General features: G+C 58.8%; 26 protein-coding genes. 13 read left to right on the top strand and 13 right to left on the bottom strand.

What is annotated here, in order from left to right; translation table 11 throughout:
- The 3 genes from X751_RS01000000164525 to X751_RS135660 all read right to left on the bottom strand — a co-directional run.
- Positions 1-223 (bottom strand): hypothetical protein (locus X751_RS01000000164525; RefSeq protein ID WP_032893380.1); only part of this gene is annotated, 223 nt, incomplete at its 3' end.
- 40 nt (positions 224-263) lie between these two features.
- Positions 264-1,040, bottom strand: coding sequence for an OmpA family protein (locus X751_RS135665; protein ID WP_023699174.1), 777 nt, complete (start codon positions 1,038-1,040; stop codon positions 264-266).
- 85 nt (positions 1,041-1,125) lie between these two features.
- Positions 1,126-4,428 (bottom strand): DUF6212 domain-containing protein, encoded by a 3,303-nt coding sequence (locus X751_RS135660; protein WP_023746382.1) that lies wholly within the window; start codon positions 4,426-4,428, stop codon positions 1,126-1,128.
- 129 nt (positions 4,429-4,557) lie between these two features.
- Between X751_RS135660 and X751_RS135655 the strand changes: the two genes are divergently transcribed.
- Complete coding sequence (locus X751_RS135655; RefSeq protein WP_027049390.1) at positions 4,558-5,571, top strand: glycosyltransferase family 2 protein; 1,014 nt, start codon at positions 4,558-4,560, stop codon at positions 5,569-5,571.
- Positions 5,572-5,607: 36 nt separating this feature from the next.
- Here X751_RS135655 and X751_RS135650 read toward each other — a convergent pair whose 3' ends face one another.
- Both X751_RS135650 and X751_RS135645 read right to left on the bottom strand, forming a co-directional pair.
- Complete coding sequence (locus X751_RS135650; RefSeq protein ID WP_023670631.1) at positions 5,608-5,847, bottom strand: hypothetical protein; 240 nt, start codon at positions 5,845-5,847, stop codon at positions 5,608-5,610.
- 201 nt (positions 5,848-6,048) lie between these two features.
- On the bottom strand, positions 6,049-8,613 hold the full coding sequence (locus X751_RS135645) for a DUF6212 domain-containing protein (protein WP_198022487.1): 2,565 nt from the start codon (positions 8,611-8,613) through the stop codon (positions 6,049-6,051).
- Between the two features lie 336 nt (positions 8,614-8,949).
- Between X751_RS135645 and X751_RS135640 the strand changes: the two genes are divergently transcribed.
- From X751_RS135640 to X751_RS135630, 3 genes are all read left to right on the top strand, one after another.
- Positions 8,950-9,468 carry a hypothetical protein gene (locus X751_RS135640; protein WP_023746383.1) on the top strand — a complete coding sequence of 173 codons (519 nt, stop codon included), beginning with the start codon at positions 8,950-8,952 and terminating at the stop codon, positions 9,466-9,468.
- Positions 9,469-9,743: 275 nt separating this feature from the next.
- Positions 9,744-12,230: a sulfatase-like hydrolase/transferase gene (locus X751_RS135635; RefSeq protein ID WP_084558358.1), complete on the top strand. Its 2,487-nt coding sequence runs from the start codon at positions 9,744-9,746 to the stop codon at positions 12,228-12,230.
- Positions 12,231-12,459: 229 nt separating this feature from the next.
- On the top strand, positions 12,460-13,029 hold the full coding sequence (locus tag X751_RS135630; RefSeq protein WP_245265856.1) for a DUF995 domain-containing protein: 570 nt from the start codon (positions 12,460-12,462) through the stop codon (positions 13,027-13,029).
- 64 nt (positions 13,030-13,093) lie between these two features.
- Here the strand turns inward: X751_RS135630 and galE are convergent, their stop codons facing one another.
- The 3 genes from galE to X751_RS1000000167310 form a co-directional block, all read right to left on the bottom strand.
- Entirely contained in the window at positions 13,094-14,173 is a 1,080-nt protein-coding gene (galE, locus tag X751_RS135625; RefSeq protein WP_023746386.1) for a UDP-glucose 4-epimerase GalE, read from the bottom strand.
- A complete protein-coding gene (locus tag X751_RS135620; protein WP_031247425.1) occupies positions 14,173-15,210 on the bottom strand; it encodes a UDP-glucuronic acid decarboxylase family protein in 1,038 nt (345 codons plus the stop codon). The genes galE and X751_RS135620 overlap by 1 nt, the downstream gene beginning before the upstream one ends.
- 770 nt (positions 15,211-15,980) lie before the next feature.
- A complete protein-coding gene (locus X751_RS1000000167310) occupies positions 15,981-16,421 on the bottom strand; it encodes a hypothetical protein (RefSeq protein WP_023746388.1) in 441 nt (146 codons plus the stop codon).
- A 241-nt stretch (positions 16,422-16,662) separates the two neighbouring features.
- Here X751_RS1000000167310 and X751_RS135610 point away from each other — a divergent pair, with 241 nt between their 5' ends.
- The 5 genes from X751_RS135610 to X751_RS135595 all read left to right on the top strand — a co-directional run bounded on the left by X751_RS135610 (position 16,663) and on the right by X751_RS135595 (position 19,882).
- The gene (locus X751_RS135610; protein ID WP_245260344.1) at positions 16,663-17,220 is read left to right on the top strand and encodes a hypothetical protein; all 558 of its coding nucleotides are present in this window, start codon (positions 16,663-16,665) and stop codon (positions 17,218-17,220) included.
- A gap of 17 nt (positions 17,221-17,237) precedes the next feature.
- Positions 17,238-17,648: a phage holin family protein gene (locus X751_RS135605; protein ID WP_023713090.1), complete on the top strand. Its 411-nt coding sequence runs from the start codon at positions 17,238-17,240 to the stop codon at positions 17,646-17,648.
- Positions 17,632-18,288, top strand: coding sequence for a hypothetical protein (locus X751_RS135600; protein WP_081731360.1), 657 nt, complete (start codon positions 17,632-17,634; stop codon positions 18,286-18,288). Before X751_RS135605 ends, X751_RS135600 begins: the two co-directional genes overlap by 17 nt.
- Before the next feature lie 681 nt (positions 18,289-18,969).
- Entirely contained in the window at positions 18,970-19,434 is a 465-nt protein-coding gene (locus X751_RS0134720) for a YidB family protein (RefSeq protein ID WP_023746389.1), read from the top strand.
- Positions 19,435-19,489: 55 nt separating this feature from the next.
- Positions 19,490-19,882, top strand: coding sequence for a DUF4112 domain-containing protein (locus X751_RS135595; protein WP_023737211.1), 393 nt, complete (start codon positions 19,490-19,492; stop codon positions 19,880-19,882).
- Positions 19,883-19,969: 87 nt separating this feature from the next.
- Here X751_RS135595 and X751_RS135590 read toward each other — a convergent pair whose 3' ends face one another.
- Entirely contained in the window at positions 19,970-20,221 is a 252-nt protein-coding gene (locus X751_RS135590; RefSeq protein WP_023699159.1) for a GlsB/YeaQ/YmgE family stress response membrane protein, read from the bottom strand.
- 181 nt (positions 20,222-20,402) lie between these two features.
- Between X751_RS135590 and X751_RS135585 the strand changes: the two genes are divergently transcribed.
- The 4 genes from X751_RS135585 to X751_RS135575 all read left to right on the top strand — a co-directional run bounded on the left by X751_RS135585 (position 20,403) and on the right by X751_RS135575 (position 22,165).
- A complete protein-coding gene (locus X751_RS135585; RefSeq protein WP_050589068.1) occupies positions 20,403-21,020 on the top strand; it encodes a DUF2062 domain-containing protein in 618 nt (205 codons plus the stop codon).
- Between the two features lie 80 nt (positions 21,021-21,100).
- Positions 21,101-21,370 (top strand): hypothetical protein, encoded by a 270-nt coding sequence (locus tag X751_RS0134725; RefSeq protein WP_023746390.1) that lies wholly within the window; start codon positions 21,101-21,103, stop codon positions 21,368-21,370.
- Between the two features lie 92 nt (positions 21,371-21,462).
- Positions 21,463-21,777 carry a hypothetical protein gene (locus X751_RS1000000168690; protein WP_156936435.1) on the top strand — a complete coding sequence of 105 codons (315 nt, stop codon included), beginning with the start codon at positions 21,463-21,465 and terminating at the stop codon, positions 21,775-21,777.
- A gap of 196 nt (positions 21,778-21,973) precedes the next feature.
- The gene (locus tag X751_RS135575) at positions 21,974-22,165 is read left to right on the top strand and encodes a hypothetical protein (protein WP_023712870.1); all 192 of its coding nucleotides are present in this window, start codon (positions 21,974-21,976) and stop codon (positions 22,163-22,165) included.
- Positions 22,166-22,699: 534 nt separating this feature from the next.
- On the opposite strand, the gene X751_RS1000000166545 is transcribed toward X751_RS135575, so the two are convergent.
- The 4 genes from X751_RS1000000166545 to X751_RS1000000166550 form a co-directional block, all read right to left on the bottom strand.
- A complete protein-coding gene (locus tag X751_RS1000000166545; RefSeq protein ID WP_245265857.1) occupies positions 22,700-23,122 on the bottom strand; it encodes a helix-turn-helix transcriptional regulator in 423 nt (140 codons plus the stop codon).
- Between the two features lie 261 nt (positions 23,123-23,383).
- Positions 23,384-23,593 carry a CsbD family protein gene (locus X751_RS135565; RefSeq protein ID WP_023746393.1) on the bottom strand — a complete coding sequence of 70 codons (210 nt, stop codon included), beginning with the start codon at positions 23,591-23,593 and terminating at the stop codon, positions 23,384-23,386.
- Between the two features lie 504 nt (positions 23,594-24,097).
- Positions 24,098-24,289, bottom strand: coding sequence for a hypothetical protein (locus X751_RS135560; protein ID WP_023697149.1), 192 nt, complete (start codon positions 24,287-24,289; stop codon positions 24,098-24,100).
- 79 nt (positions 24,290-24,368) lie between these two features.
- On the bottom strand, positions 24,369-24,531 hold a 163-nt coding region (locus tag X751_RS1000000166550), incomplete at its 5' end, for a DUF1236 domain-containing protein (protein WP_023746395.1).

A 24,531-nucleotide genomic window follows, 5' to 3' on the forward strand; every position in this document is an offset into this window, starting at 1 on the left:
CCAGCAGAAAAGCCCACCAGATCCCTGGGCCGTCATTGACGCCGTGGGTGATAGGCGGTGACGATCTCGTCGGCTTGTCGACATAGGCGATCTGCTGGGCCGCCTCGGCCACCCGGAGGAAATCCCCACGCCCGACATAGACCTTGCCCGTGCCGATCGCGAGTAACTGGTCGAGGAGGGCCTTCCAGCCGTCCAGCGTCGGGTGTGGTGCGCCGTAGCCCACATCGTTGCGGGTCCGTCGCGGGTCAGCTAATCTGGCAAGCTTACATCAGGGATGCGGTCGCCAGACGATTGCGAACGCCGTTCGGCTTCTGGTCGCCAACGTACTCCACTTTCGTGTCTACCAGACGATCGCTTTCGATCCCGGCTGCGGTTAAGATATCCTCGACCGCCTTCAGGCGCTGCTTGGCCAGTTCCTTGTTTGTCTTTGCAGCGTCGGCGCCGGTGAATTCCGTAGCCGCGAGAGCCGTCAGTTCGACATTGCAACGTGAGTTGCGGATGCTGGCGGCGAACTTCTCGAGGTCGGCCTTGACCCTCGGTGAGATCACATAGGACTGGCTATAGAAAAACAGGTCGACCTGCACAGGGCTGCGCTTCTCATATTGCCGGCAAGATATGCCTTGCTTTGGCAGCGTGTACAGTATCGCGCTCCGCGCCGTATTGGTGTCGGCGGCGCCGTCGTCAACCCAATGCGAAAGCACCAGCACCATTTCGGGCTTGACGCCTTGCGCCTTGAGAAAATCGCCGGTTGCATCGAGCCTGAGACCAGCGATGTCGTAGGCTTTTTTGTAGTTGCCTTCCTTGCTCGCCGTTGCGTAGAGGCGGTAGCCGCAATCGTGCCCAGCATCCTTGACGAAAGCCGCAAGGGCCTTCGCGGATTCCTCGGATATCTTGCCGTCACCTTTTTTGAAGAGGACGCGATGTGCATTCCACTGCGTGCATTTAGACCCCACGTCGCGTTCCTGGGCGGCCGCGCCGAAAGACATTGCGCATCCGGTAATGACAATAAATGCCAGAACAAGGCCCAGCGATTTCTTCATTGTCTTGGCGCCTCCACGCGGACTTAATCTACTACCGCACTTAAACGTCGACAAGGCGCGACCGCGTCCCGACAACCCGCGCCCCTCAGTCCCACACCAGCAACAGCTTGCGCCAGAAAGCATTGGACGGCATCGGCTTCGAGCCGGATGGCAGCCGGATTGCCAGGTAGATCGTCAGCCACTTGCGATCGACCTCCCGGGTCGAAACTTTCAGGTCATGCAGTTCGAACGGTCTCGAGACGCGCGTCCATCCCGAGAATGACAGCGCGCCGACAGGTGCATCGTGTTTCCACACAAGTTTTTCTTCTTGCCTGCCGAGCGCCATGGCGAACTCGAATGGGGATGCTTCATCGTGGGCGATCTCCACTGTCGCGATGACACTTCTGGCAAAGGCCGGGAACGCCGAATTGAGGGCGGCAACAACCGGACCGTGCGTGTTCGGCCGCAGGAATATACCGCCATTGTCGCCCGCGATGAGCAGCGTCGGCAGCTCGGAGGGATAATCCGTCACAAGCGCCGCACGCTTCAGATCATCATTGGTCATTCGGCGCGTGCGTTGGCGCTGTTGGGGTGCGTTGAGGCGCGGGCGCCTGGCATCGTTCGAAACGACATGGCGGATATGGACGCTGGAAAAGCCGCCGAGGACGCGCGCCTCCGGGCGGCTGCCGCCGCATTTGACTGCCAACAACAAATCGCGTCGGCCGGTTGCCGGCGAACTGACCATCGCCCCTATCTCACGCGCCTCGTGCCGTCGGCTGACATCAGCCCAACCGCTCCCGCTGCCAACCTCAAGCAGCCGGGCGAGATTGCTGAAGGTCTGGTTTTCTGCGTCTACGATCGCGAGCTGAAACTGCGCAGAGCCCGTCAGTTCCTCGTCGAGGTAAACCCAACACGTCGCGCCTACGGTGCCCGGCGGGCAGACTCCCTTCAGCAAAGCCATGGTGACATTGCTGCCCCTGGCTTCGAGGAACAACTGGTCTGGAGACTGTTCGACATAGCTCAGCAGGTCCGGATCGGCATCCGGATACGAACCGACATGAGCCAGGCGCATGGGCTCGGCGGAAAGATACTGCTCGCGGTACAGCGAGGAATTCAACTCGGGCACCGTCTCTCCGGTCGCAGCGTTGAGTATTTCAACCACACCCACAGCAAAGTCGCTTCGCCCTGCACGGGCGAGAAGCGAAATTGCGGTATCCGCCCTGCCTTCGCGTGCCGCGATCTCGGCCAGCAACTGCATGGCGTCCGCGGTATTGGCGGGACCTGTACTCAACCTGAGATACCGCTCGTCGTTAACCCGCAGCTCCAGATTCCAGAGATTGAGCTCCTTCTCATGATTGTCGGTGTTCGAGCTGATGGCCAGTTGCACGAACATTTCCGTTTTCGCGAATCGATGCTTTCGAAAGACAGCGATGATCGGCTTGCGATTCCTCAGCCACTCGGCATTTCGATTCATGCCCGTCGGTGCCGACCGGTACCAATAGAGCGGCTCCGGGACAGGGACGATCTCCAGGCCTGCCAGATCCGCGCGAAGGAAAAACTCCCAGTCGCTTGCGGAAAACCCCCGCTCTTCGTTGAGGTAACCTATCTTGTCGAACACCTCACGCCGGAACATCGCATTGGCATCGCCATACGGATTGTTGAGCATGGCGATGTCCGTCGGCCCGCCGACCGGGAAGTAGAGCACATAGCCGCTCCTGGTGTCCGGCGGCACGAAGGGCTCGTTGAGCCACTTGGCGAAGGTCGTGCAGATATCGGCGCCGGAATTTTGCATGCCGGCGACGAACGTACTGACGGCGTTTGGGAACAGCACGTTGTCGTCGTCCAGGAACAGGATCAGCGAACCCCTGGCGGCGCGGATACCGGTGTTGCGCGCCTTGCCGAGGAAGCCGTTCTTCTGCTGGATGATCCGCCATCCTCGCTGCTCGAACTCCGGTTCGAGTTCCGCCAACAGGTTGATTGCATCGGGATCGGTGCTGCCGTCATCGACGACAATCAATTCGATGTTGGGGTAGTCCTGGCGTCGAACCGAGGCAATCGCCTGCGGCAACAGATGCACCCGGTTGTAGTGCGCAGTGATGATCGAAACGAGCGGCCGTTGGCTCCGCCTGCGACTGGAGACCTTGCCGGGTTCGCGGGAGAATTTCGCGTGCAGCCCGCTCCAGGCTTTCTCGAGCGCTTCCCGCTTTTGCAGGGGCTTTGCCGGACGAAACGATCGGCTTTCCAGCACAGACGCAATTTTGGCCGCGATGGCGGAGGCCGACGCATCCATCAGGACGGCATCGGCCGACTTCGGATGGAGCACGTCACGAATGCTGCCGACATCTGTCGCAATGAACGGGATCTCTTCGTTAAGGCACGTCATCACTTCCAGCGGCAGCTGAGCCGCTGAGTGCGTCATCGCCACCAGAGCATGACTCTGCCGCAGGTATCTATAGATGTCAGGCTCATCTCGAATGGGCAGGAGCTTCAATTTGAACGGCCATTGCCGCGCACGCCGAACGATCATGCCACCCGAATGCTCGCCCAGGACATGACCAAACGCGCCGACTACCGTCACTGTCAGATCGGTGACGCCGCTGTCGGCCAGACGATCGAGCGCATCGCAGAACAGCGTCAGCCCATCGCGCGCCTCTGTGCCTGAAAAATGAATCACTTCGGCGGTTGGCCGATCCCGCGGCCTGTAGTGATCGACAGCGAAGTTGGAACGCCACTCCTCCGGCTCGAGGGGCGCAGCAATGTGATGGCTGGTGGGCAGCTTCCATCCCGCCTTGGCCATCCAGTCGAGCAGCGACTGGCCAGCGATGACAAGATGGTCGCACGTCTCGGCCGACCTCTTTTCCATGTGCGCGACGGTCATCTGCTCCTTGCGTTCGACCGCCCGTGAATTGGCTTCCAGCTTCCACACAAGGGGCTCATGTGCGAGCACGATGATCGTAGGAGGATCGGGAAAGACACCTGTGCGCTTCGCAAGGGTGGAGAAATGCGCCAGTCCGCCTTCAAGCGCAAAATAGACGACGTCGAATGCATTCTGCTTGAGGTAGTGGTAGGCGGCCAATGAGTTCTTGTCGCAGGACTCCGTGCCGCGCAGCAACTCGGGCGAGGGCGGCAACAATTCGAGCCGCACCAGGAAATTGTCGAAGCACCATTTGCCCAGCCTGACTATTTCCTGATCATCGGGCTGGCTGCCGAGCGGGCTCGGCGCCCAAAGCAGCGTCACGGTATCGCCCGTTCCGGCCAGATGCTGCGCCAGCGCGTAGGTTACCGACCCGTGATCGCCAGTCGCCGTCGAGCCGAACTCAACCTCCGAAACGACACACACATTGCGAGGCTTCTGGCTTGCCTGTCGCTTGCCCGTGGGCATGGCGCCTGCCTTGGAACCAATGCTCAATGACCCCCCCCTTGTCAGCCTGCTTCGTTCGAAACAGTCTTGCCAACAGTTGGATAACACTTTGATAATCGTTTCGCGGGACTCTCAGCAGCGTACCTGCCTTTCGCGTAAACTGGTTGATGACCTCGGATGGTTGAACTTCGATCCCCAAAACATCTCGCGCGACTGGACGACCGGCCCATTGACGTGACCGATGGCGAGATCTTGTGCTTTGTCGGACTGCGCAACGAAGCCCAATTGCTGCGGCAACTTCTCGACCACTACCGCGGCCTGGGCGTCGATCGGTTCTTCTTCCTGGACAATGGCTCCACGGATGGGACCCGCGAATTGATCCTGGAGCAGCCGGACAGCCACTGCTTCCACACGGAAGGATCGCATTTCGCTGAAAACATCGATCCGCCGCGATGGATCAACACGCTCATGAATGTGTTCGGCACCGGCCATTGGTGCCTTTCGATCGACGCCGACGAACTTCTCGTCTATCCCGATTTTGAGCGGGCAAATCTCCAGCAGCTTTGCAGCTACCTCGATTCGACCGGCGTCGACGCTGTCATAGGCTCCATGATCGACATGTACGCCGATGGCCCGTTGGCCGAATACAGCTATGATGGCAAGATCCCGCTTGTTGAAGCTTCACCCTACTTCGACCCGGAGCCGGGATGGCTGCGCCCGCGCGACGGTATGTACCCACCCGAGCAGATGTTCGGTGGCGTGAGGGAACGGGTCTTCTGGCACGGCCGGTTCAAGCAAACTTTTCCCCCGTGCCTGACAAAGGTGCCGATCGTGAAATGGGGGCGCGGCACGCGTTATCACGTCGCACAGCACACGATCAGCAAGGTCCGATTCAGCGAACTGCGCGTCGCATTGCTGCACTTCAAATTCGTCTGGGGATTCCGCCAGAAATCAGCGTCGTCTCTGAGTGAAAATGCGCAGCTCAAGGAAAAGACGCTTGAGGAGCGCGCTGCCTACATGGAGGCCTTGGAGCGCAATCCGAAACTCGCGCTTCGGAACCAAAGCTCCGTCTGCTATCGGGGTGACGGCGCGCAACTCGTCGAACTCGGCTGGATGAAGACCTCGGAGCCCTTCGCCGGTTTCGTTTCGACCCTGGCCATGCAACACCAGCGCAGCGACTACGCCACCTGATGTGCTCGAACTACTGAGGGAAAATCCGGCTGATGCTTATCCGCCGTAGCGGCCGCCGCCTTCACCGTGGCCTTTGCCCTCTTCACCGCCCGCAAACTGGCCCAAACTGTTGAGAGCAAGCGCCTTGCAGGCTGTCGGAGCGTTCGGGTACCGGTGCAGATAATCCTCAAGTGCCTCGATGGTGCCGGTTTTAAGGGCCTGCTCGCAGGCAAGCTCGGCTTCCTTGACGCCAACTTCGGTCTTCGCCTGCGCCGCGTCAGAAAAAGCGACGCTCAACCCCAGCAGACTAAGTCCACCCAACAGTAGAGAATGAATCCTACGCATAACGCACCCCACCTACTCAACCCACTGAAACATTAGCGTCTGTTAACGTTTTGTCAACCATTCTTGGAAGGTTCCACCAACGTGGTTAACGCGCACGACCGATGAACGGGCCTGGCTTGGGCTCGGATCTACCTTGCCTGGTTGGATCGACGTTTAGTCGCTGAACAGTGTCAGCGTGCGGAAGAACGCATTCGTGGGAAAACCGTTGGAAGTTGCGGTGAAACGAACGGCGAGAACGATTGAAAGCAGCATCTTCCTTCGTGTGCGAAGCGTTGCCACCAAGTGATGACGCACAAATCTGTCTTCGATGCTCATCCAGCCTGAGAAGGCGATCGTTTGCTTGCCGATGTCCTGTTGCCAATCTATGGGCTGGTCGGGTCGAGCAAGGGCGAGAGCAAAATCCATCGCCGGCGCATCGGCATGAGCGATTTCGACGGATGCTTCAACCTTCCGGAAGAAGGCTGGAAAATGATGATCAAGCGATGCAGCGACCGGGCCGTCCGCATGCGGACGCAAGAACACCCCGCCGTCGTCCGGTGCGACAAGCAGCAGCGGGAGAGCCGAGACGCGCGGTGTAAGCAACCGCGCACTCCGCAGCATGTCGTAGTCGAGAATGATAGAACCGCCGCCGACATCAGGACGGTCGGCGGCATTGTGGTCTGTGGCGGGGCGCCCAAGCAAAGTGGCACCCGTATCGGGGCGGCCGATCGACCCAGCAATGCTGGCAAGCTTCTCTATGGCCGCATCGCTGTTCGGCTCGATGTCGCAAAGCTCCAGATATTTCCGATTGCCGGGGGTATATTTCAGGTTTTCGCGGGCACTTTCAATTTCAGACCGGTGCGCGTTCTGGGCAATGGGCAAATGATGCAGCAGGCGGGCGCCATCGGGCAGGCTCGACCTGAACGCCTCCAGGATGGGAAGCCGGTTGTCGTACCAGTTCGACGTCCGAAACATGCCATCCGGTTTCGAGCGATACCAGTATAGCGGCTTTGGAATCGTCCTGATCTTGAGACCGGCGAGAGAGGCTCGAGCAAAGAATTCCCAGTCGTGCATGGCGTAGCCCGGCTTTTCGATCAAGAACCCGATCCGCGAGAAGACAGACCGGCGCATCATCGCATTCGCGTCACCGTAGACGTTATGGATCAGGCCGAGCGCGTCGGGACCACCCAGAGGCAGGTACTGGATCAGCCCGTCGGCGCGATCTTCGGGCACGAAATCCTCGTAGAAGATCAGTTGGAACGCAGTGCAGATGTCGGCACCCGATGTAGCCATCGCACGCACGAAATGATCGACGGCCTCTGCAAACAGCGCGTTGTCGTCGTCGACGAACAGGATCAGCTCGCCATGCGAAGCGCGGATGCCGGCATTTCGCGCCGCACCGAGGTGCTTGTGCGGTCGGCGCAGAATCTTCCACCCGCGCTGACGGAAGGTCGGTTCCAGCGTATCCAGCAATCGCCTGACTTCATCCAGGTCGCTTCCGTCGTCGACCAGAACCAGTTCCAGGTGATCATAGGTTTGCGCTTCGATCGCAGCGATTGCCTGTTTAAGATAGAGCGGCCGGTTGCGATGGGCCATGACAATAGAGACCAGGGGTGACGACCCGGCACTTTTGTCGACGCGCCAGCGCCTAGTTGGCGTCGGCAAGTTGCGCGTATCCAGCCAGGACTGCCGACATTGGCTCAGGCTGTCGACAGGCAGTGGGCGAGGCGGGTCGTCGAGCGCCGCCGAAATGGCCTGCGCCAACGCGGCGGCGTCAGGATCGACCAGCCGCGGCTGCCTCGCCTGCGCACTCCAGCGCTCGGCGTTCGCGTCGACATTGGTCGCAACGAAAGGCAATCCCGCCTCGATGCATGCGGCAACGGTGCCGCCCGTCGATGCGGCGTGGGCGGGGATGACGGCAATCGCGCCGGCCCGCGCGACGTAGTCGAGCTTTGCGGCGGGGCTTGCGTGCGCCAACAGGTTGACCTTGAACGGCCACCGCTCGGCGCGTCTCAGCAGCAGTCCACCGCTGTGCTCGCCCATGATCTTTCCAAATGGACCGAATGCGGTGACCGTCAGCCCTTTTGGCGCCATTGGCGCTATGATGTCGAGCGCGTCGCAAAGCAGCGTCAGGCCATCGCGGAAGCGCCATCCGGCCAAGACGGCAAGTTCTCCGCCCGTCGACGATCGCACACCGGCTGGAGCGAGACGATGCTGCAGCGGCAACATCGGCGTCACGATCGCCTTCTTCACCTTCCAACCCTTCGACAACATCCAGTGTCGCAAGGCTGCGGACACACAGATCGTCCGGTTCGCCATCTCGGCGCAGTATTTCTCCATATAGGCGACGGCAATCACCTCGGCGCTGTCGAAGAACGCCTTGTCGGCTTCATGTTCCCATTCTTCCGGAGCGTGAGCGACGACCACGATCGGCGGCGCGGCAAAAGCCGCAGTCTCGACAGCTAGCAGCGTGTAGTAAGGCAGCCCGCCCTCAAGGGGCGCGTAGACCAAATCGTGGCCGGACCGTTCGAGATAATGCAGCACAGCGGCGGACCGGCTCTCGGGTGTCGTCAGCCAAGGAAGCAGCTGATCGGACTTGTCGAGAATGACCAGCCGCACCGATGCGGCCTCCAGCTCGCGGTGGCGCGCGGCCTCCTCCGTTGGAGCATCCCTGCCTGGAACCCATAGCAGGGTGACGTCGTCCCCCTCTTCGGCAAAAAGCCTGGCCAACTCGACCATGGCGCCATCTTCGCCGCCATGGTCGATTGCATTCGTCACGACGCAGACGCGGCGAGGCTTGCCTTCCTTTGACCTCCTCCGCTCCTTGCCACCAACGGCCATCCGACTTCCTCTGATCCAAATCCGCCGATTGCGCTACGCAGCACAGTCATCTGCAATGATGCCTGCGACAGGTTTACTTTTCAGTGATCATGCTTCTGCGTCATTGGTAAACCAAATCGTCAATCAGGTTCTAAAACGACTGCATAATCGATCGACTGATTCAAATTTAGCGACACGGAATATTCAATTTTTACGCCTCCCAGCTAGTCATTGACGGCATAGCAGGAGGCGCAAATGAAAACGACAATGAAGTTTCTCGGTGCGCTCGGTTTGATCGGCGCACTGGTCTCGGCAAGCTCCGCAGGAGAATTGCTGCGTCCGCGCATCAGCCTTGGCACGGCCAACGTCAAGACCATCAGTGGCGATCGCGGCGGCTATGTGATCGACTATGCCATTCGTGCGCTAAAAATGCGTCGCAGTGGCACTTTTGTGCGGTTCAACGGTTCGTGCGACTCGGCCTGCACGCTTTATCTGTCGATGCCCAAGAGCAAGGTGTGCATTACGCAGAGCGCGTCGTTCGGCTTTCACCTGCCGTATGGCGTTTCTGCGCGCGGCAATCAGGTGGCCGCGAATTTCATGATGAAAAACTACCCTGGCTGGGTTCGCGGCTGGATCGCCAAGCGTGGGGGGCTAAAGAGCTCCATCGCGACCATGACATACGCGGATGCGAGCCGCTTTCTGCCGACGTGTCCTTCCCAACAGCAGGGCATGACCGTCGCGAGCCTGAGCCCAACGCGTCTGCGCGGCGGCTGATTGCCTGCGCAGTACTGAAACGTCATGACGGCGGGCGGTCGACGGCGCCCGCCGTTCGTCAATTCATATGGCGGGTGCCCAGTTGATGGAACAGCTCACCTGGGCACAACGCCTCGCCGATTATCGCGTGGATTAACCAGTTCTCAAGAGACGTGGTTAACGCAAGCTCCATTTCATTGACTCTTTTTTAGCGCAAGCCGATTCTGCGGGTGGGGGTTTGAAGGCTGTCGGCCATTGTTTGGGGCCGAAGCGCAAACTGGCGGCGGGTAGTTTGTATGAGCATCGGCGGCAGTAGGGGGTCGGCGAGCCGACCTGAGAGCGGCCTTACGCAGTCGAAGGCGGGGACCGCTTCGGCGAAGAATGTGCGCTTCCGGCGCAGGAGCCTGCGGGTCATCTGCACGGGCCTGTTGTCGTGGCTGCTTTTGGGTGTCTACCGCGGCGCAATCATTGATCCGCAAACCACGGTTTTAGGCCTTTTGGCGGCCGTCCCCAAGGGATTGGCATCGAGCTACTATGACCTGATTGTCGTTACGTCCCTGACTGTGACGACTTTGATCCTGCTGTTCCTGGCAAAGGCGAGCCGTCTCGGCTCAGCAATCGTCGTCTTGCTCTTCTATGTTGCTATCGTGGTCTCTCTGGGCTGGGGATTTGCCAACATCAATCTCGTCAAAATGCTGGGCGAACCGTTCACGTTCCAGTGGCTGGTCTATGGCGACTTCCTGCAGAATGCCGATGCCAGGAACGCGATGGGCGACGCGCTCAACATCAAGGACTTCGCTACCCTTTCCGGGTCCGTCATCCTGGTGCTCATTCTTGGCTATGCCGCGGCCAGTTTGTGCCAGCGGCTGAGCGCCGCTGGCTACGGGGCCTTCCTGGGCGTGCTCGTTGTGTGTGTCGGCGCTGCCATCGCCGGTAGTGGACACCACGTACGTGCGGAAGCGCTGCCGGCGGCCGAGATCGACAATCCGATCCTGTATTTTGTTAAATCGGCCCTGCTCAATCCAACGCCGGTCGTGCTGACGATGAATGCCAGCACCAATGACCCGGATGTCGCCAGCGTCGGCGAGCGACCGCCGGAAACGTCGACCTTCAAGGCGCCGACGCCGAACCCAATCAAGAACGTGCTGATTTTCATGATGGAGTCGGTGCCATCCAAATACATCGAGACGTTTGGCGGCAAGTATCCGGTCACGCCGAATATGAAGAGGTATGCAAAGGACTCGATACGATTCGACAACATATATGCGCACGCACCGTCCACGCATTACTCGATATTTTCTCTGCTCACCTCGATGTACAACGACATTTCATATTATGGCATGACGGCAAGGTATCCCTATCTGCCGCTGGACTCGATCTCCAACACCTTGTCCAAGAACAATTTCCGCACAGGGTTTTTCTGGAGCGCGGATTCCCGATTCCAACGGGTCGATGAGTTTTTCTTCAACAAGGGACTGGATGTGGTCCAGGACTACCGGGGGCAGAAATGCGGCACCCCGACCTTCAAGCTCAGCTCCGAGCAGTGGAAAAACATGGACTACAACAGTGACCTTTGCACGGCGCAGTCGATCATCGATTGGATGAACAAGGACGAGGCAAAACCTTTCTTCGGCATCATGTTCACGGCGATGACCCATTATCCCTACATCACCGACAGCCCGATGTTTTCAAAGATGGCGCCTTCCTCCGATGGCAACACGCTGGTCCACTACTCGGACGACCAGAAATTCAATGCCTATCTCAACGCCCTGAAGGTCGGCGATACGGCCCTTGGCGAGATCCTTGAATCGCTCAAGCAGTCTGGCAAGCTCGATTCGACGCTGGTGGTCATATTGGGCGATCACGGCGAAGCGTTCGGGGAGCATGGCGACTACATTCATGCCAGCGCGATTTACGAGGAAAACATCCACATCCCGCTCATCATGATCAACAAGCATCTCTTTCATGATGAAGTTGCTCACCCGGTCGGCGGCATCGTCGATATCGCCCCGACGATCTTCGACATACTCGGACTTGCGCTGCCCAAGCAGTGGCAGGGGCGCACTTTGTTCAGCGAGCAACGGCCAAACAAGACCTTCTTCTTCAATCCCTGGGCCGGTTTCCTGTTCGGCTATCGCGAGAACGATCGAAAGGTCATCTTCAACGCGACCACCGGCAAGGTGGAGGAATACGACCTCAAGGCCGATTCCGATGAGCGAACCAACCTCTTCACTGATGCCGGCGATCGAAACGCGCTGCTGCAGCCCATCGCCGGATGGGTGCAATCGCAGAGAGAGCGCGTGGCCGACCTGGTGGCCGCCGCGGCGAAAGAGACAGGACGTTGCGCCATCACCAGTCTGGAGGTCGACGCTGCCGGCATTAATCTCCGGGGCGCGCCTCGGTTCGACGTCGTGGTCGACGGAAAGACCACTGCCGAGATCGACGTCCCGGGCAAGGAAAGCGTCGCTTCGACGCCGGAAGCCGCCATGGCGGAGCTGATGCAGGCGTCAACCCTGGCCAAGCCGTTCCACATCGATCTCAGCAGCGTGCCTAACCCGAAGACGATCGAGCTTCGCTACAGCAACGACCTGTGGGGCGGAGACGGCAAGGCAGGTGATCGCAATCTGTTCATCAAGAGCGTCAAGGTGAACGGTCAGTTGGTGCCAAACACCAGGCTGCGTGTCGACGAGCAATCGCACGGCTACACCGACGACAACGGGACCGCCATGTACAGCAACGGCTCGCTATGGGTTAGCGGCCCGTTCGTCGAGGGATGTCTATAGCGTGCCGCGTGGCAGACCGTCGTCCTCGATTTGCAGCCCGTGCGCGCCGCGACAGACACTGACCGTCCTACCGGTTGACATCTTCGAGGGGTACTCACTAGCATGCGAAACACTGACGGTTGCAGCGTGGAGCCACTTGTCAGCGCAGGACGGACCGGGCCCGTTCTTGCGGTATGCTCGGCTGGTCGACGCCCGCTTGGGAAGCGAACATTGAATGCGACCGCTCAGCATGACGAACAGGACCGGATTGCCATTTGAGTCAGCGAGCCGGGCGAGGCGCCATCGACTTGCCATCTCGCTTGCGCCCGTCCTGGCCATTTGGTGCCAGATGGCGCTTTGCGGAGCCGCGCACGCAGCTGGTCCCAAAGACAGCGGCCCTGCAGATGCCGTTGCCGTTCCCACGGCTTTCCAACTTCAGCTTGTTTATGCTGACCGCACGTGGATATGGGATAACGGAGCGGCCTATTTCGGACAGAAGGATCGACCGGTCCGGGCCTGGACCTCCGAGCAAGACACGGCTTCTGTCGGCGAAGGCAGATGGCATCTGAGCAACGATGGCAAGATGTGCATGGATCTCGTCTGGCGGTCCAAGACCTACGCCGCAGCGCCGATCCGCACGTGTTTCAGCCACCGCTTCCGGAGTGGGACCCTCGAACAGCGCAAGGATCCGGACGGTGTCTGGTACAGTTTCCGGCACTCTCCGGGAGACCCTTCCGACGAGCTACGAAAGTTCGAGGAAGGCGATACAAAGGGCGCGCAGTTCGACAAGATCCGTACCTCGATCGATTCCAAAAGTTGAGGCTCGCCGAGAAGCTCACCCACCTCAATGAGCCCACGTCCCCGACAACGACAAACAGGGACGACTACCAGCTTTGCGAGCTGGTGATGTCCTCCAATGCATTTGGCATTCCTGGCGCAGTTGACCGGCGGCGCCTCGCCGTCGGCATCGGAATTGTGAACGCGGTGGCCTCCAGCCCGAAGAACGGGGCGGCTGTCCTGACGATGGTATCGATGTCGGAAAGTTCCGGCACGAAGCCCAGGTGTTCGCGCGCTTTGATCGGGTCCGCATAGAGCTCCGCCGGGTCTCCCGGGCGCCCGGGCCGGAAGACAACCGGAACCGATTTTGACGTCATCCGGGTGACCGCCTGGAGAATCTCCTTGATCGAAACCCCGCGCCCGGTGCCGAGATTGACCGACAGGTTTTCGCCACCCGCCTCCAGATGCATGAAAGCCCTCAGATGCGCGCGGGCCAGATCGCTGACATGGATGTAATCGCGCACGCAGGTGCCATCCGACGTGTCGTAGTCTGTGCCGTAAACCTCGATCTCGTCGATGGTGCCTGATGCGGCCATGAGCACGCGCGGGATCAGGTGCGTTTCAGGCGAGTGCCACTCACCGAGCTCGCCGTCGGGATCGGCGCCGCAGGCGTTGAAATAACGCAGGATCGCATATTTCATTCCGTAGGCGCTGGCATAGTCGCTGATGATCTGCTCGCCCATCAGCTTGGTTCGCCCATAGGGGCTGATTGGATTTTGCGCCGAGGTCTCTCGAATGGGCAGTGTTTCGGGCACGCCGTACGTCGCGCAGCTGCTTGAAAAGATAATGTTTTCGATAGAACTCGAGCGTGCCGCATCAAGCACCGCGATGGTACCCGACACATTGGTCGAATAATACTCTGCGGGCTCGTGAACAGACTCGCCCACATAAGCGAGCGCAGCAAAGTGGATGATCGCTTGCGGCTGGTAGGTGCTGATCGCCTGCTGTAGCGCCTCCCGGTCCCGGATATCGCCGACAACAAGCGGCCCCCAGGCAACGGATCTCTCATTGCCACGGCTCAGATTGTCAAAAACGACGGGCAGGTAGCCGGCAGCTGACAACAGCTTGCAGGTGTGGCTGCCGATGTAACCGGCCCCACCCGTCACCAGGATTGCCGGGCGGCTCATTACATCGCAGCTTCTTTGACGCGCCGGTTCGGGTAGAGAAGGGCGTCAAAATACGCCGTGGTATGCGCGAGCCCCTGGCTCAGGCTGATCTTTGGCTCCCAGCCAAGATTTTCCCGGGCAAATGAGATGTCCGGCCGACGCTGCTTGGGATCGTCGACCGGCAGCGGCCGATGCACGATCTTCGAACGTGAGTTGGTGTATTCGAGCACCTGTGTCGCCAGTTCCAGAATGGTGAATTCGGCAGGGTTGCCGAGATTGACCGGGTGCTGCGGTGCGCTCGGTGCGTTCATCAACTGGATAAAACCTTCGATGAGGTCGTCCGCGTAGCAGAATGAACGGGTCTGCCGGCCGCTGCCGTAGACGGTCAGGTCGTCACCGCGCAAAGCCTGGACGATGAAGTTCGACACGACGCGGCCATCGTCTGGTTGCATGCGGCGGCCATAGGTGTTGAAGATCCGTGCGACGCGGACATCGAGGCTATACGTTCTCGAATAATCGAAGAACAGCGTCTCGGCCGAACGCTTGCCCTCATCATAGCAGGATCGCGGACCGTGCGGGTTGACGTTGCCGAAGTAGCCTTCCGGCTGCGGATGTACCAGGGGGTCGCCGTAGACTTCGGACGTCGAAGCCTGAAATATCTTCGCATTGTTCCGCCGCGCGAGTTCGAGCAGGTTCAGCGAACCAAGCACGCTTGTCTTGAACGTATGGATCGGATTTGCCTGGTAATGCAGCGGGGACGCCGGACAGGCGAGATTGTAGATTTCATCGACCTGGAGATCCAAGGGCAGTGGGTCGACGATGTCGTGCTCGATGCACGTAAATCGCGGATCGCGCACGAGGGCGTTGAGATTGTATCTTTTGCCGGTGTGGAAATTGTCCAACACGACAACGTCGTAACCATCCCGCAAAAGACGCTCGCACAGATGCGAACCCAGGAATCCTGCCCCACCGGCAACCAGCGCGCGACCCCGATTGGAATTCGCGCCCCTTCGGGTGTTCCCGGCCCCGAGTTTCAGAACATTGACACTTCTACCCATACTCCACCCCTTCGCCCTTACGCACTGCGCACACTACTGCCGGCCATAGCGTTGCCGGGCGACGTTCCTGAGAACGTCACAAACCTTCCGCTCCCGCGGAATCGTCCACTCCTGTTGTCTGTCGATTGCTTTTTGAGTTGCTGGGCGGTGCTACGCGGCTATTAGCTGCCGTTCAGCATCCGATACGCCCCGAAACCGCGGTCACGCGCCTGATGCCACCATCGCCCATTGCTCGCCCAAATTGCACATCCCAACGTTTCGAAAATATACCTGTGCAAAACATAGTCAACTAAATTAGCGAATCGTTAACCGTGTTCATTCGGGAGTGGTTAATCGCGGGGCGGCAGCGCAGCCGCATAAAGCTGAGAATTGGGCTATAAATTTGAATGGACCACAGTAATATAAAGACCATTTTTCTGATTTCTCGACAGCCGATCGGCGGAAATTTGGCCATCAAGACACTCTCACCTCCGCAAAAAATAGGCAGATCTAAGACTAATACTTACTTTAGCAAAACTTATACTGACAGAGGTCTAGCATTTGAAAATATCGAAAATATTCGTACATGGGACCTTGTCAATAAAATCTTACAAGCTAATGCGGTTGGTTCCCAAAGCGTGCCGAACCCCCGCCAGGTCAGCCCTCAACTGCCCGACGAGATCTTGCGCGACGAGGCGGGCGTAATCGCAACCGATCGCCCGGGACGCCTATCTCTTTCACCGGCGGCCCGGGCTTGACGCACACAACCGCTCTCCGCAGCCGCAGCGCCTTCATTGGCAGATGCAGCATACCCAATAACCCGGTCCATTCTGAAGCGATCCGCGTATGGTTTGCGGATGTCGGAAGCAGAGATCCAGTCGAAGCCGCGCGAAAACGGTCGTCGTCCCTTCTGTCGAACGCCTTAGAAGCTGCGGTTGGGGCGTCGATCGCGCGGGACCGCTCGGCCCCGTCGCGCCGACGCCAGCCGGTCCCGTCGGCCCTGTTGATCCAGTCGGGCCGTCGCCACGCAGCAGCGCCAGGACGGCCGGAGAAAGACTGTCGACCGTTACCTTTGCGTTCGGCAGTGCCCCGTCGACCCGCCGCACATCGGCCAGCGCGTCGATTGTTTCGTCGGCGCTGCGCACGAGCTCGGCCAAGTCGTTGTCGAGTTGCGTTCCGTAGGGCAGGTATTGGTAGCTGAAATCGATAGCGGGCTTCGTTGGATCGGGCATTTTGGTGCACCAAGAACGTCGCTTCCAAGATTGCATCGCGTGCTGGAGCAGTTCTCCGCACTCAGATTTTAGATGCTGGTTGGAAGTCCGTTGACGTTAGCCCGGCAAGATCCGAAGCGGTTGGTGCAGATGCCCGAGTTCTGCTCTGTTCCGGCAGCAGGCCAAATCGAAAATAGCATGTTAGAGCTACTAGTGAGACCTCGCGGCAGGAAAATTCGCTCTAGGCAGGAACAGGTTGCCATTGGCCGAGTTCACTTCACAACAACAGGAGTGGAAAACCGTGAACACATCAATCAGCAACGACCCCACTGGATCATCGAGCGACCTGAACTGGCTACACACTAACGATGCCGAGGTGGCCGACAGCAGCAAGGAAGCGCTCGGCAAACTAAAGTCGAGCGCTGCCGAAACCGCAGGGCATCTCAAAACCGCTGCCGCTTCGGTGACGACTGACGCGAAAAATTATGCCGGTTCGGTTGCGTCGGATGCTGCAGGCGCCTTCAAGGAAGCGGTGGAGTCGAACAAGACCGCCGGCGCCGACGCGATCGCCAACATTGCCCATTCCGTGAAGGAGGCGGCTGATGGAATCGAGAAGCAATCTCCGCAGGTTGCAGGCATGGTTCGGAGCGCGGCCGAAGGTGTCGAACGGATTTCGTCGGATATCAGGGACCGCAACGTGGGTGAACTGCTCGACTCGGTCACGAAATTCGCCCAGCGCCAACCGGCGGCCTTTTTCGGCGTAGGCATCCTGGCCGGCGTTGTGCTGACCCGGATCATGCGAAGCTCCGATCGGTCCTGACACGAAGAGCGTTCCAGATGGATGATGGTTCCAATCTCCGACCCTTGGGAAGCGTTTTCAGCGAAGGGTATAGCCATCTCGCTTCGCTGATGCGCCTCGATCTTCGTCTTCTCCAAGCCGAGATGAAGGTTAAGACGTCTACGATCGTCTCGTCAGGCGCGTGCGGCATCGCCGCACTGGTGCTCTTTGTCTTGGCTGCATTCGCCATGGTCCAGTTCCTGATCCTCGCTATGATCCACTTTGGTGTCGGTCCGATGGTAGCTTGCCTAATCGTCGCAGCGCTTCTGGGGGTAGGCGGCGTGCTGTTTCTCTATCTTGCGAAGCGAGCGCTCGCGGGATGGACCATCACACCTGTCGAAACCGTCAACCAGGTGCGCACTGACATCGCGGCATTGAAACAGGGGATGCGTTTTGGCTCAACCCAGTGAAGAGATGCGCGAGATCATGCTGCAAAGCCGCACAGAGCGGCAGGCTTTGTTTGAACCTGTCAGCGAGATAAGCCGGCGCCTGCAGCCCCGAAATCTGGTCGATGCGTCCACCCGGTACGCGAAGCAGAAGGTGGCGAAGGCGCTAGGCGGTGTGTCGGACGCCGTCAAGAATAATGGCGGCACTGCTGCCGCGGTCGCACTGGGTGCAGTTGCGGTGTTTGACGCCGGCAGGCGAAGCACGCATGGCCCGGCAGGCGCCGACGATATAGCTGTAGATAAGGTCGCCGGCGCCTCGCATTCCGACGCCGCGTCAATTCGTTATGAAGCCCATCCGCGCAAGGCGATCACAAACCTGTTTCGGGCCAAGGTGCTCGCTGGATCTGCGGGTGGCCTGCTGCTCGGCCACATAATCGGTAAGGCGTTTGAGCCCACAGCCAAGGAGCGCACCCTATTCGGCAAGGCTGGAGCTGAAGTTCAGGATGCGACGGATGCATTTATCGCCGAGCATGCACGCGGTGCGAAATTGGCCGCCGCGCAGGCCTTCGGGTTTGCCAGATATGCCGCTGCGTTCTTGGCCGTACTGGCCGCAGCTAGCGACTATCTCGTCCGCGCGGATGAGCACGAGCAGCGAAAGCACTGAGAGTGCGAAACTGAGCGTCAAAGGTATCCCCATGCATATCGTCGGAATCAACATTGGACAGGCGGCCGCGCCTTCCGGCCTGCCTCTTGTTAGAGTGGTGTTTGAGGGCCAGGGGGGGTGAATCTATCGCGGTCGAAATGGCGCGAGGCGACGTCGCCGACGGCGCGCTGGGGGCAATCGACCGTGAAAAAGCCCTGCTTGTTCAGACCGCGACCTTCGAAATGCCTGTCGATAGAATTGGCGGTTTCAATAGGACACCGGAATCCGGCAATGTCCGCGGCCGGCAGAGCAATGTCTATACGTTCGAATATCGCGACGGCGACCAGGCTCGCCAGGTTCCGCCTGCCGTCATGCCAAGTTTTGAGGCTGCTCGCGCCGAAGCGATCCGTTGCGCGATCGACCTGCTCGTCCCTGCAACCCGGCGACGACGATTTGACTGGATGGCTGGTACGGATGCGCGATCAGGCAGGCAACGAGCTTTGCACGATCGACGTCGCCGAGGCCGAAGCCGCCCGGCAGGCCAACGACAACACGCCGCTTTAGGGACGACCGCTCACGTCTGTGTCGATACGCCAGCCCTTATTCAATTAGATCGTCGCCAGTCGGAACTTTTGTGATGTTGAGCCCTTGTCCATTGAACAGTGGAGGTACCAATGGCTAACCTGGGAAAATTGGCNCGCGATGCTCGGCGTCTTGGCATACCAAAATCGCGACAAGATCGGCGACATGATCCGTGGAGCGGGTGATCGCAACCCAAATGATCCGCAAGGCGGGATTCTAGATCAGCTTTCAAAAGGCGTTTCGGGGACCGCGCTTGGCGATATTCTCGACCGGTTCAGAGGGGCAGGCGCCGGATCGAAGGTCGATTCGTGGGTAGGCACCGGGCCGAACGAGCCGATCCAGCCAAGCGAGGTGGAAGCAGCCATAGACGAAGACACCCTGACTTCCCTCTCGATGCAGACCGGCCTTTCGCGCGAGGAGCTCATAAGCCGGATCACGCGAGATTTGCCTGAGGCCGTCAGCAAAATGACGCCTGCTGGTGAATTGCCCGTTGAGGCGCCGAAAAGCTCCGGTGAGACGACCTTGCTCGACGACGTGCCATCGCACAGGACGCAAGCGAATTCAGGCGGTCAAAGCGATATCTAAGGTGACGGCTATCCATCAGGGAGAGATACTAAATCGTACTGGCGCGCGAATTGGCATGATCGGGCAGGGCGGTCACGGTGGTGATACAGCAAACGCACTTGCCGAGTTGGATCTATTGGCCGCGCTACTCGATTCCCGCTGGCGCATTCCAGGCAAATCAATTCGTTTTGGACTGGATGCGCTCGTAGGTCTGGTCCCCGTACTCGGAGATGCGGCGACGGGCATTGTCTCGGCCTACATCGTCTTGCGAGCTCGAAACGTCGGTGCCGGAAATGGGTTGGTCGCTCGCATGCTAGGCAACGTGCTGCTGGATACGCTCGTAGGAAGTGTCCCAATTCTCGGCTCGATCTTCGACGTCTATTTCAAGGCGAACAATCGCAACGTCAGACTGCTACGCCGGCACCTCAACAAGTACAGCGGACAGGCTCCGGCGACGCGACCAGCTTGATCTCGATTTTCCGCTCTGAAGAAAGGCGCGTGGTCCTAAGGATCACGCGCCCCTATCGATACTGATGTGCACAACTCGATTGTAGGCTCAGCGTTTAATCATTCGCGCCACGGCAATCAAAATACACGCGCCGATGAAGCCGGCGACAAGATAGCCGAGCCAGCCGGCCAACGAAACGCCCAGCAGCCCTAGAAGGACATTGGCGACGATAGCGCCGACGATTCCCAAGATGATGTTCATAAGCACGCCCATGTTGCTTTTCATGAACATCTCGGCAAGCCAGCCGGCGATACCGCCGATGACGATCGCTGCTATCCAACCCACACCTGGATCTTCCATATTTTCCCTTTTCCTGGAACCGCAATTGGTTCGACGGGAAAACGTGCCAAACGCCAGTAAAGTTCCGGCACATAGGGCGTTCGTAGCCGAAGGAACCATTCGGAACAAAGCAGCACAGGCTGCGTTTTTTTCAAGACGAGGTCCATCCGTTCAACCGACCGCGTTTGAAGTGGGCAAGAGAGTGCTCTTTAGACGGCGAAATCCTGATGGTCTCTTCGAGCGATTGCGCATTTACATGTGGCCGCGCCGCTCCTTCTCGCGATCGTTTCAGTATGTCTCAAAGCGCATTCTCCGTCTGAACGCCACTCCAAACGCCGTCGCGGCTGGGGTGGCGGCTGGGGTTTTCGCGTCTTTCTTTCCGCTAGGATCCCATTTCGCCATTGCCGCCATCGTGTGCTGGCTAATTTCAGGAAACATGGTGGCGGCAGGGTTGGGAACATTTGTCTTTGGCAACCCGCTGACCCTCCCGTTTGTAGTGGGAGCGTCTTGGGAGACCGGCAAGATCATGTTGCACGTCCACGTGCAAAGTTACGAACGGCCAGCCCATCTGAGTGAGATGTTGAAGACCCTTTCAATTTCGCAATTGTGGGCACCGGTCTTAAAGCCCATGCTGTGCGGTGCGGTGCCACTCGGGCTGATTTTTGGCCTGTTGTTGTACGGCATCACTGGCTATGGCATGACAGCCCTCCGGGAACGGAGGCGCAAGCGACTGGCCAAAAAGGGGAGCCAGTTCCAGCAGCAGGAAGACATCGTTTTATCACCCCCTCTGCCCGCTCGACATCGCCGTTCTGGGGGGTGAATTGCTGGTAGGACAGCTGTGAATTGCCTCCGCTCGTCGGCAATATTTGGCGTTTACCATTGCCTTTTTAGGAGGATGCGATGGTTGCAACGCCCATAGATATCGCTCAAGCGGCCACTGCGACTACGGCTACCTTGCTGAAGTGGCAGAAGTCCATGGAGGAACGCGCCACGTTTCGCCAGAACATGGATCAATCGCGCAGGGCGATCCAAGCCTCACGCGATCTGCTGAAGCGCCTTCGCCAACGTCATCGCGACGACATGGCGGAAAGTTCGGAAAATGCCAACCCGTCTACTGCGCCGAATCGCAACGCGCCGGCAGCTAGCGGGAGGCGACCAGAGCCGATGTGAAGGAGAAAGTTTCAGTGGGCTGTTCCTGGGGTCGGCAACGAAGTTTAAGCCTTGTCAACCAGCGACTTTTTTCGCCCGCGTGGAAGTGCCACATGTCTTTCGACAAGGCGCACGTGCTCGGCCTCGACAGTCACCAATGGCCGGAGGCTGGCGGTTACCTTGTCCCCGTCGATGCGTGTGACAGGGCCGATCAATTCCATATGCTGGCCAATCACAGTCTTCCAAGTCGGATCGACAACAGAATGCCGGAAGTCGTAGGAGGGGATCGTCACGCTTATGCGATCGGGCGTCACCCGGCCGCGCACAATCGCCGTGACTGCGACCTCGTCGCCAACTTTGATACTTCCCCGAGCCATGCCCAAGACTTTGGAGCAGCCGGCGCCGGCGTCAAGATGAGGGGGAGCTAATAAAACCCCTCCGCGCCGCGATNATGCCCAAGACTTTGGAGCAGCCGGCGCCGGCGTCAAGATGAGGGGGAGCTAATAAAACCCCTCCGCGCCGCGATGCAACATCCAGCGCTAATGCGGATTCCACCTTGAAAGATCGATTCCCCAGGTCTTATAAATCCATTAATTGTCCCGTTTGGCGGTGGAGGCAATTGCGATGGGCGGCACAGTTCAAAACACCGAAACTCAGACAGTGGTTGAGGTGGTCGAAGCCTGCGGAGAATGGTTCGTCCGCGTGGTAGAGAAGGGGAAGGAAGACAGCCGATCATTCGAGCTTGAATCCTATGCCCTGGCCTTTGCGGAAGGCCAACGGATCCGTCTGAATCTCGACAAGTTCGTGCGGATTTAACTTAACCGGTCGCGCGGCTTTGCCGGTCCTGTGCCATTCCACTGGCTGAACTGCGCGTTCTGGCCGGTGATACGAGCGTTTGAGCTGCGGCCGAGTATGGTGAGAGGCCACGGCGACGGATCGAGGGGCAAGGAACAGCTTGCCTGCCCCCGTCAACATTTGGACTTAGGTCTGATTCCTTCGCGTAAATGGCCGAGCCGCGAAACATTTCTCCTTCCACTTTGTTGCAGTGGCCGTGCCACTGAGGAGAACATGCACAGTGCCTCTATCAAATGAACTGCGCGACGTAGCTATAGAATTCCAATGCCCGTCCTGTTCGTGCCCAATGGTGAGAAGAGGATCCTGGCTCAAAACGATTGCCGGTTTCAAATGCGATAGCAGCAGGTCCAAAGTGCGGCTCGGCTACGAAGAGAAGCTGGCCATATTCGAGCGGCACCTTAGAAAGGTGAGCGCCGGAACAAAGTCAGTGAACAACCGCCCTTGTCAGCGGCCGCTTTAGAGATCGGGTTGCGGAGTGTACCCGGGCTTTTCCCCTTATGCTTTTTTCTCCCGGCGGCGCCACTGTCTATTATCAGCGGCTAGGCCGCTATCACCTTCTGAGCGGGCTAGCGATGGAGTGCCTTCGACGGTGAAGACGATTCCGGCATCCTCAAACGCTTTGCGGATGGCGGCGAGGTTGTGGGGACGCGGTTTCCTGAATTCGTTCTCAAGATCGCTGATCACCATTTCGCTAAGATTGGCCTTTGCGGCAAGTCGCACACGCGACCAGTTCAGTAGGGCTCGTGCTGCTTTAGATTGATCTGCGGAGGGTACGGTTCGGCTGTCCATACCAGTCGAACATTCAGTATCGCTAAAATGTTCCTCTTGACCTTCTGCGATTTCTCTAACGGCGTGAGGCCGGCCTCTCGGATAACGCGGCAGGGTTTTCCAATAACTTTGCGGAACGCTGATCGTCACGCCGCAACGTCTTCTTTTTCGGCTTGGTCTTCTCAACCAGATCTGGCCTTTTCGCTATCAGGTAGTCAGCCTTGTTCGTTCGATAGTCTTCTTTGTGGATGGACATTGCTACGACCTCCATTGTGGAGATCAACGCGGCTGGAAGCCGACACGTTCCCAAAAATCGCTTGTTCAAGGCCGAGCCGAACGGTACACGGATGCGAAAAACGCGAAAAGGGCGCGGTTCGTTACGCGCCCTTTTATTTGACTAGTCCAACTGTGCTAGCCTACGAGGTCCTGCCGACCATACCAGTCGTCGACGTCTCTCCGCACGCGATCCTTCTCAATGCCGTAGCGTTCCTGGATCGTACCTTCGAGCTGATCGCGGTTGCCGGCTATGCGGTCGAGATCATCATCAGTGAGCTTGCCCCACTGCTCCCTGACCTTACCTTTGAATTGCTTCCAATTTCCTTCGACGCGATTCCAATCCATGATGGCGATCTCCTTTCGTTGTCCTTTCGAATAACGGTCGTATGGCTGTCAGGTTCCGCTGCAGGTAAGTGCGCTTGCTCGTGATCTAGCAATGGAACCTAATGCCCATCGCCAGCTTGAGTGCGCCGGCCTTTTCAGTTTTGGAACACAGCGGGCCTTTCGCCGTTGGGTGCAATGGAGCAGCTTCGCAGCCAGATGCAGGTATTCGCCGATCCGGGCATGTGGGTCGCCCTGGCGGCACTGCTGATCCCTTATGGGATCGGTGTCGCACTGCTTCTGCGGGTAGCCGGTTGACGGACCTGCCAGCTCTCGCGTCAAGATGAGCGGATGCCAATAGAAGCGTCTCAACGCTGATGTCGGGGTGCATTGCGTGGTTGCTAATGTGCATGTATCTTACGGGGCTTCAATTCCCCCGCCGCCACCGCGCCGGCCGTTTCTACGGCTGGGCAGGGTCAACGATCACATCTTGCGCCTCAGTCGCCCGCTGCAGCGAATGCGGCTCAGTCACTTAACCGTGTTGCCGACTAGGAACGATGCTGCGATCAGCTCGTCGCCGCGGCCGTCATCGATCATGGCTGCAACCTTTCGGAAGGTTGTTACATCGGCTCCAACAAGCCGTGCTGCCTGCATTCTTGCCTGGAGATCAGCCAAGCGGGCGACGAGGGCTTGCGTCGTCTCGAGTTCAGGGTTCGTCATATTCAGTTGTCCGGCTGAGTATCGTTTGAATGCACACACTCGCCACCCAAGGGTGGCGAGCGTGGGTTCGTTCGAAATCTCAGTCGTAAACTTTCACGATCTTGCGGGTGCCCGGATCGACCAGGACCGTGCGGTTGTCGACCACCACGTAACGGTATTTGACGTTCGGGACCTCGTGGATCTCCACAGTTTCCGGCAGAGCTGTCCCGACGTTCAATTCCACGCCGGGAAGGTTCACCGAA

The sequence above is a fragment of the Mesorhizobium sp. LNJC394B00 genome, from assembly GCF_000502555.1.
In the GTDB taxonomy this organism is placed as follows: domain Bacteria; phylum Pseudomonadota; class Alphaproteobacteria; order Rhizobiales; family Rhizobiaceae; genus Mesorhizobium.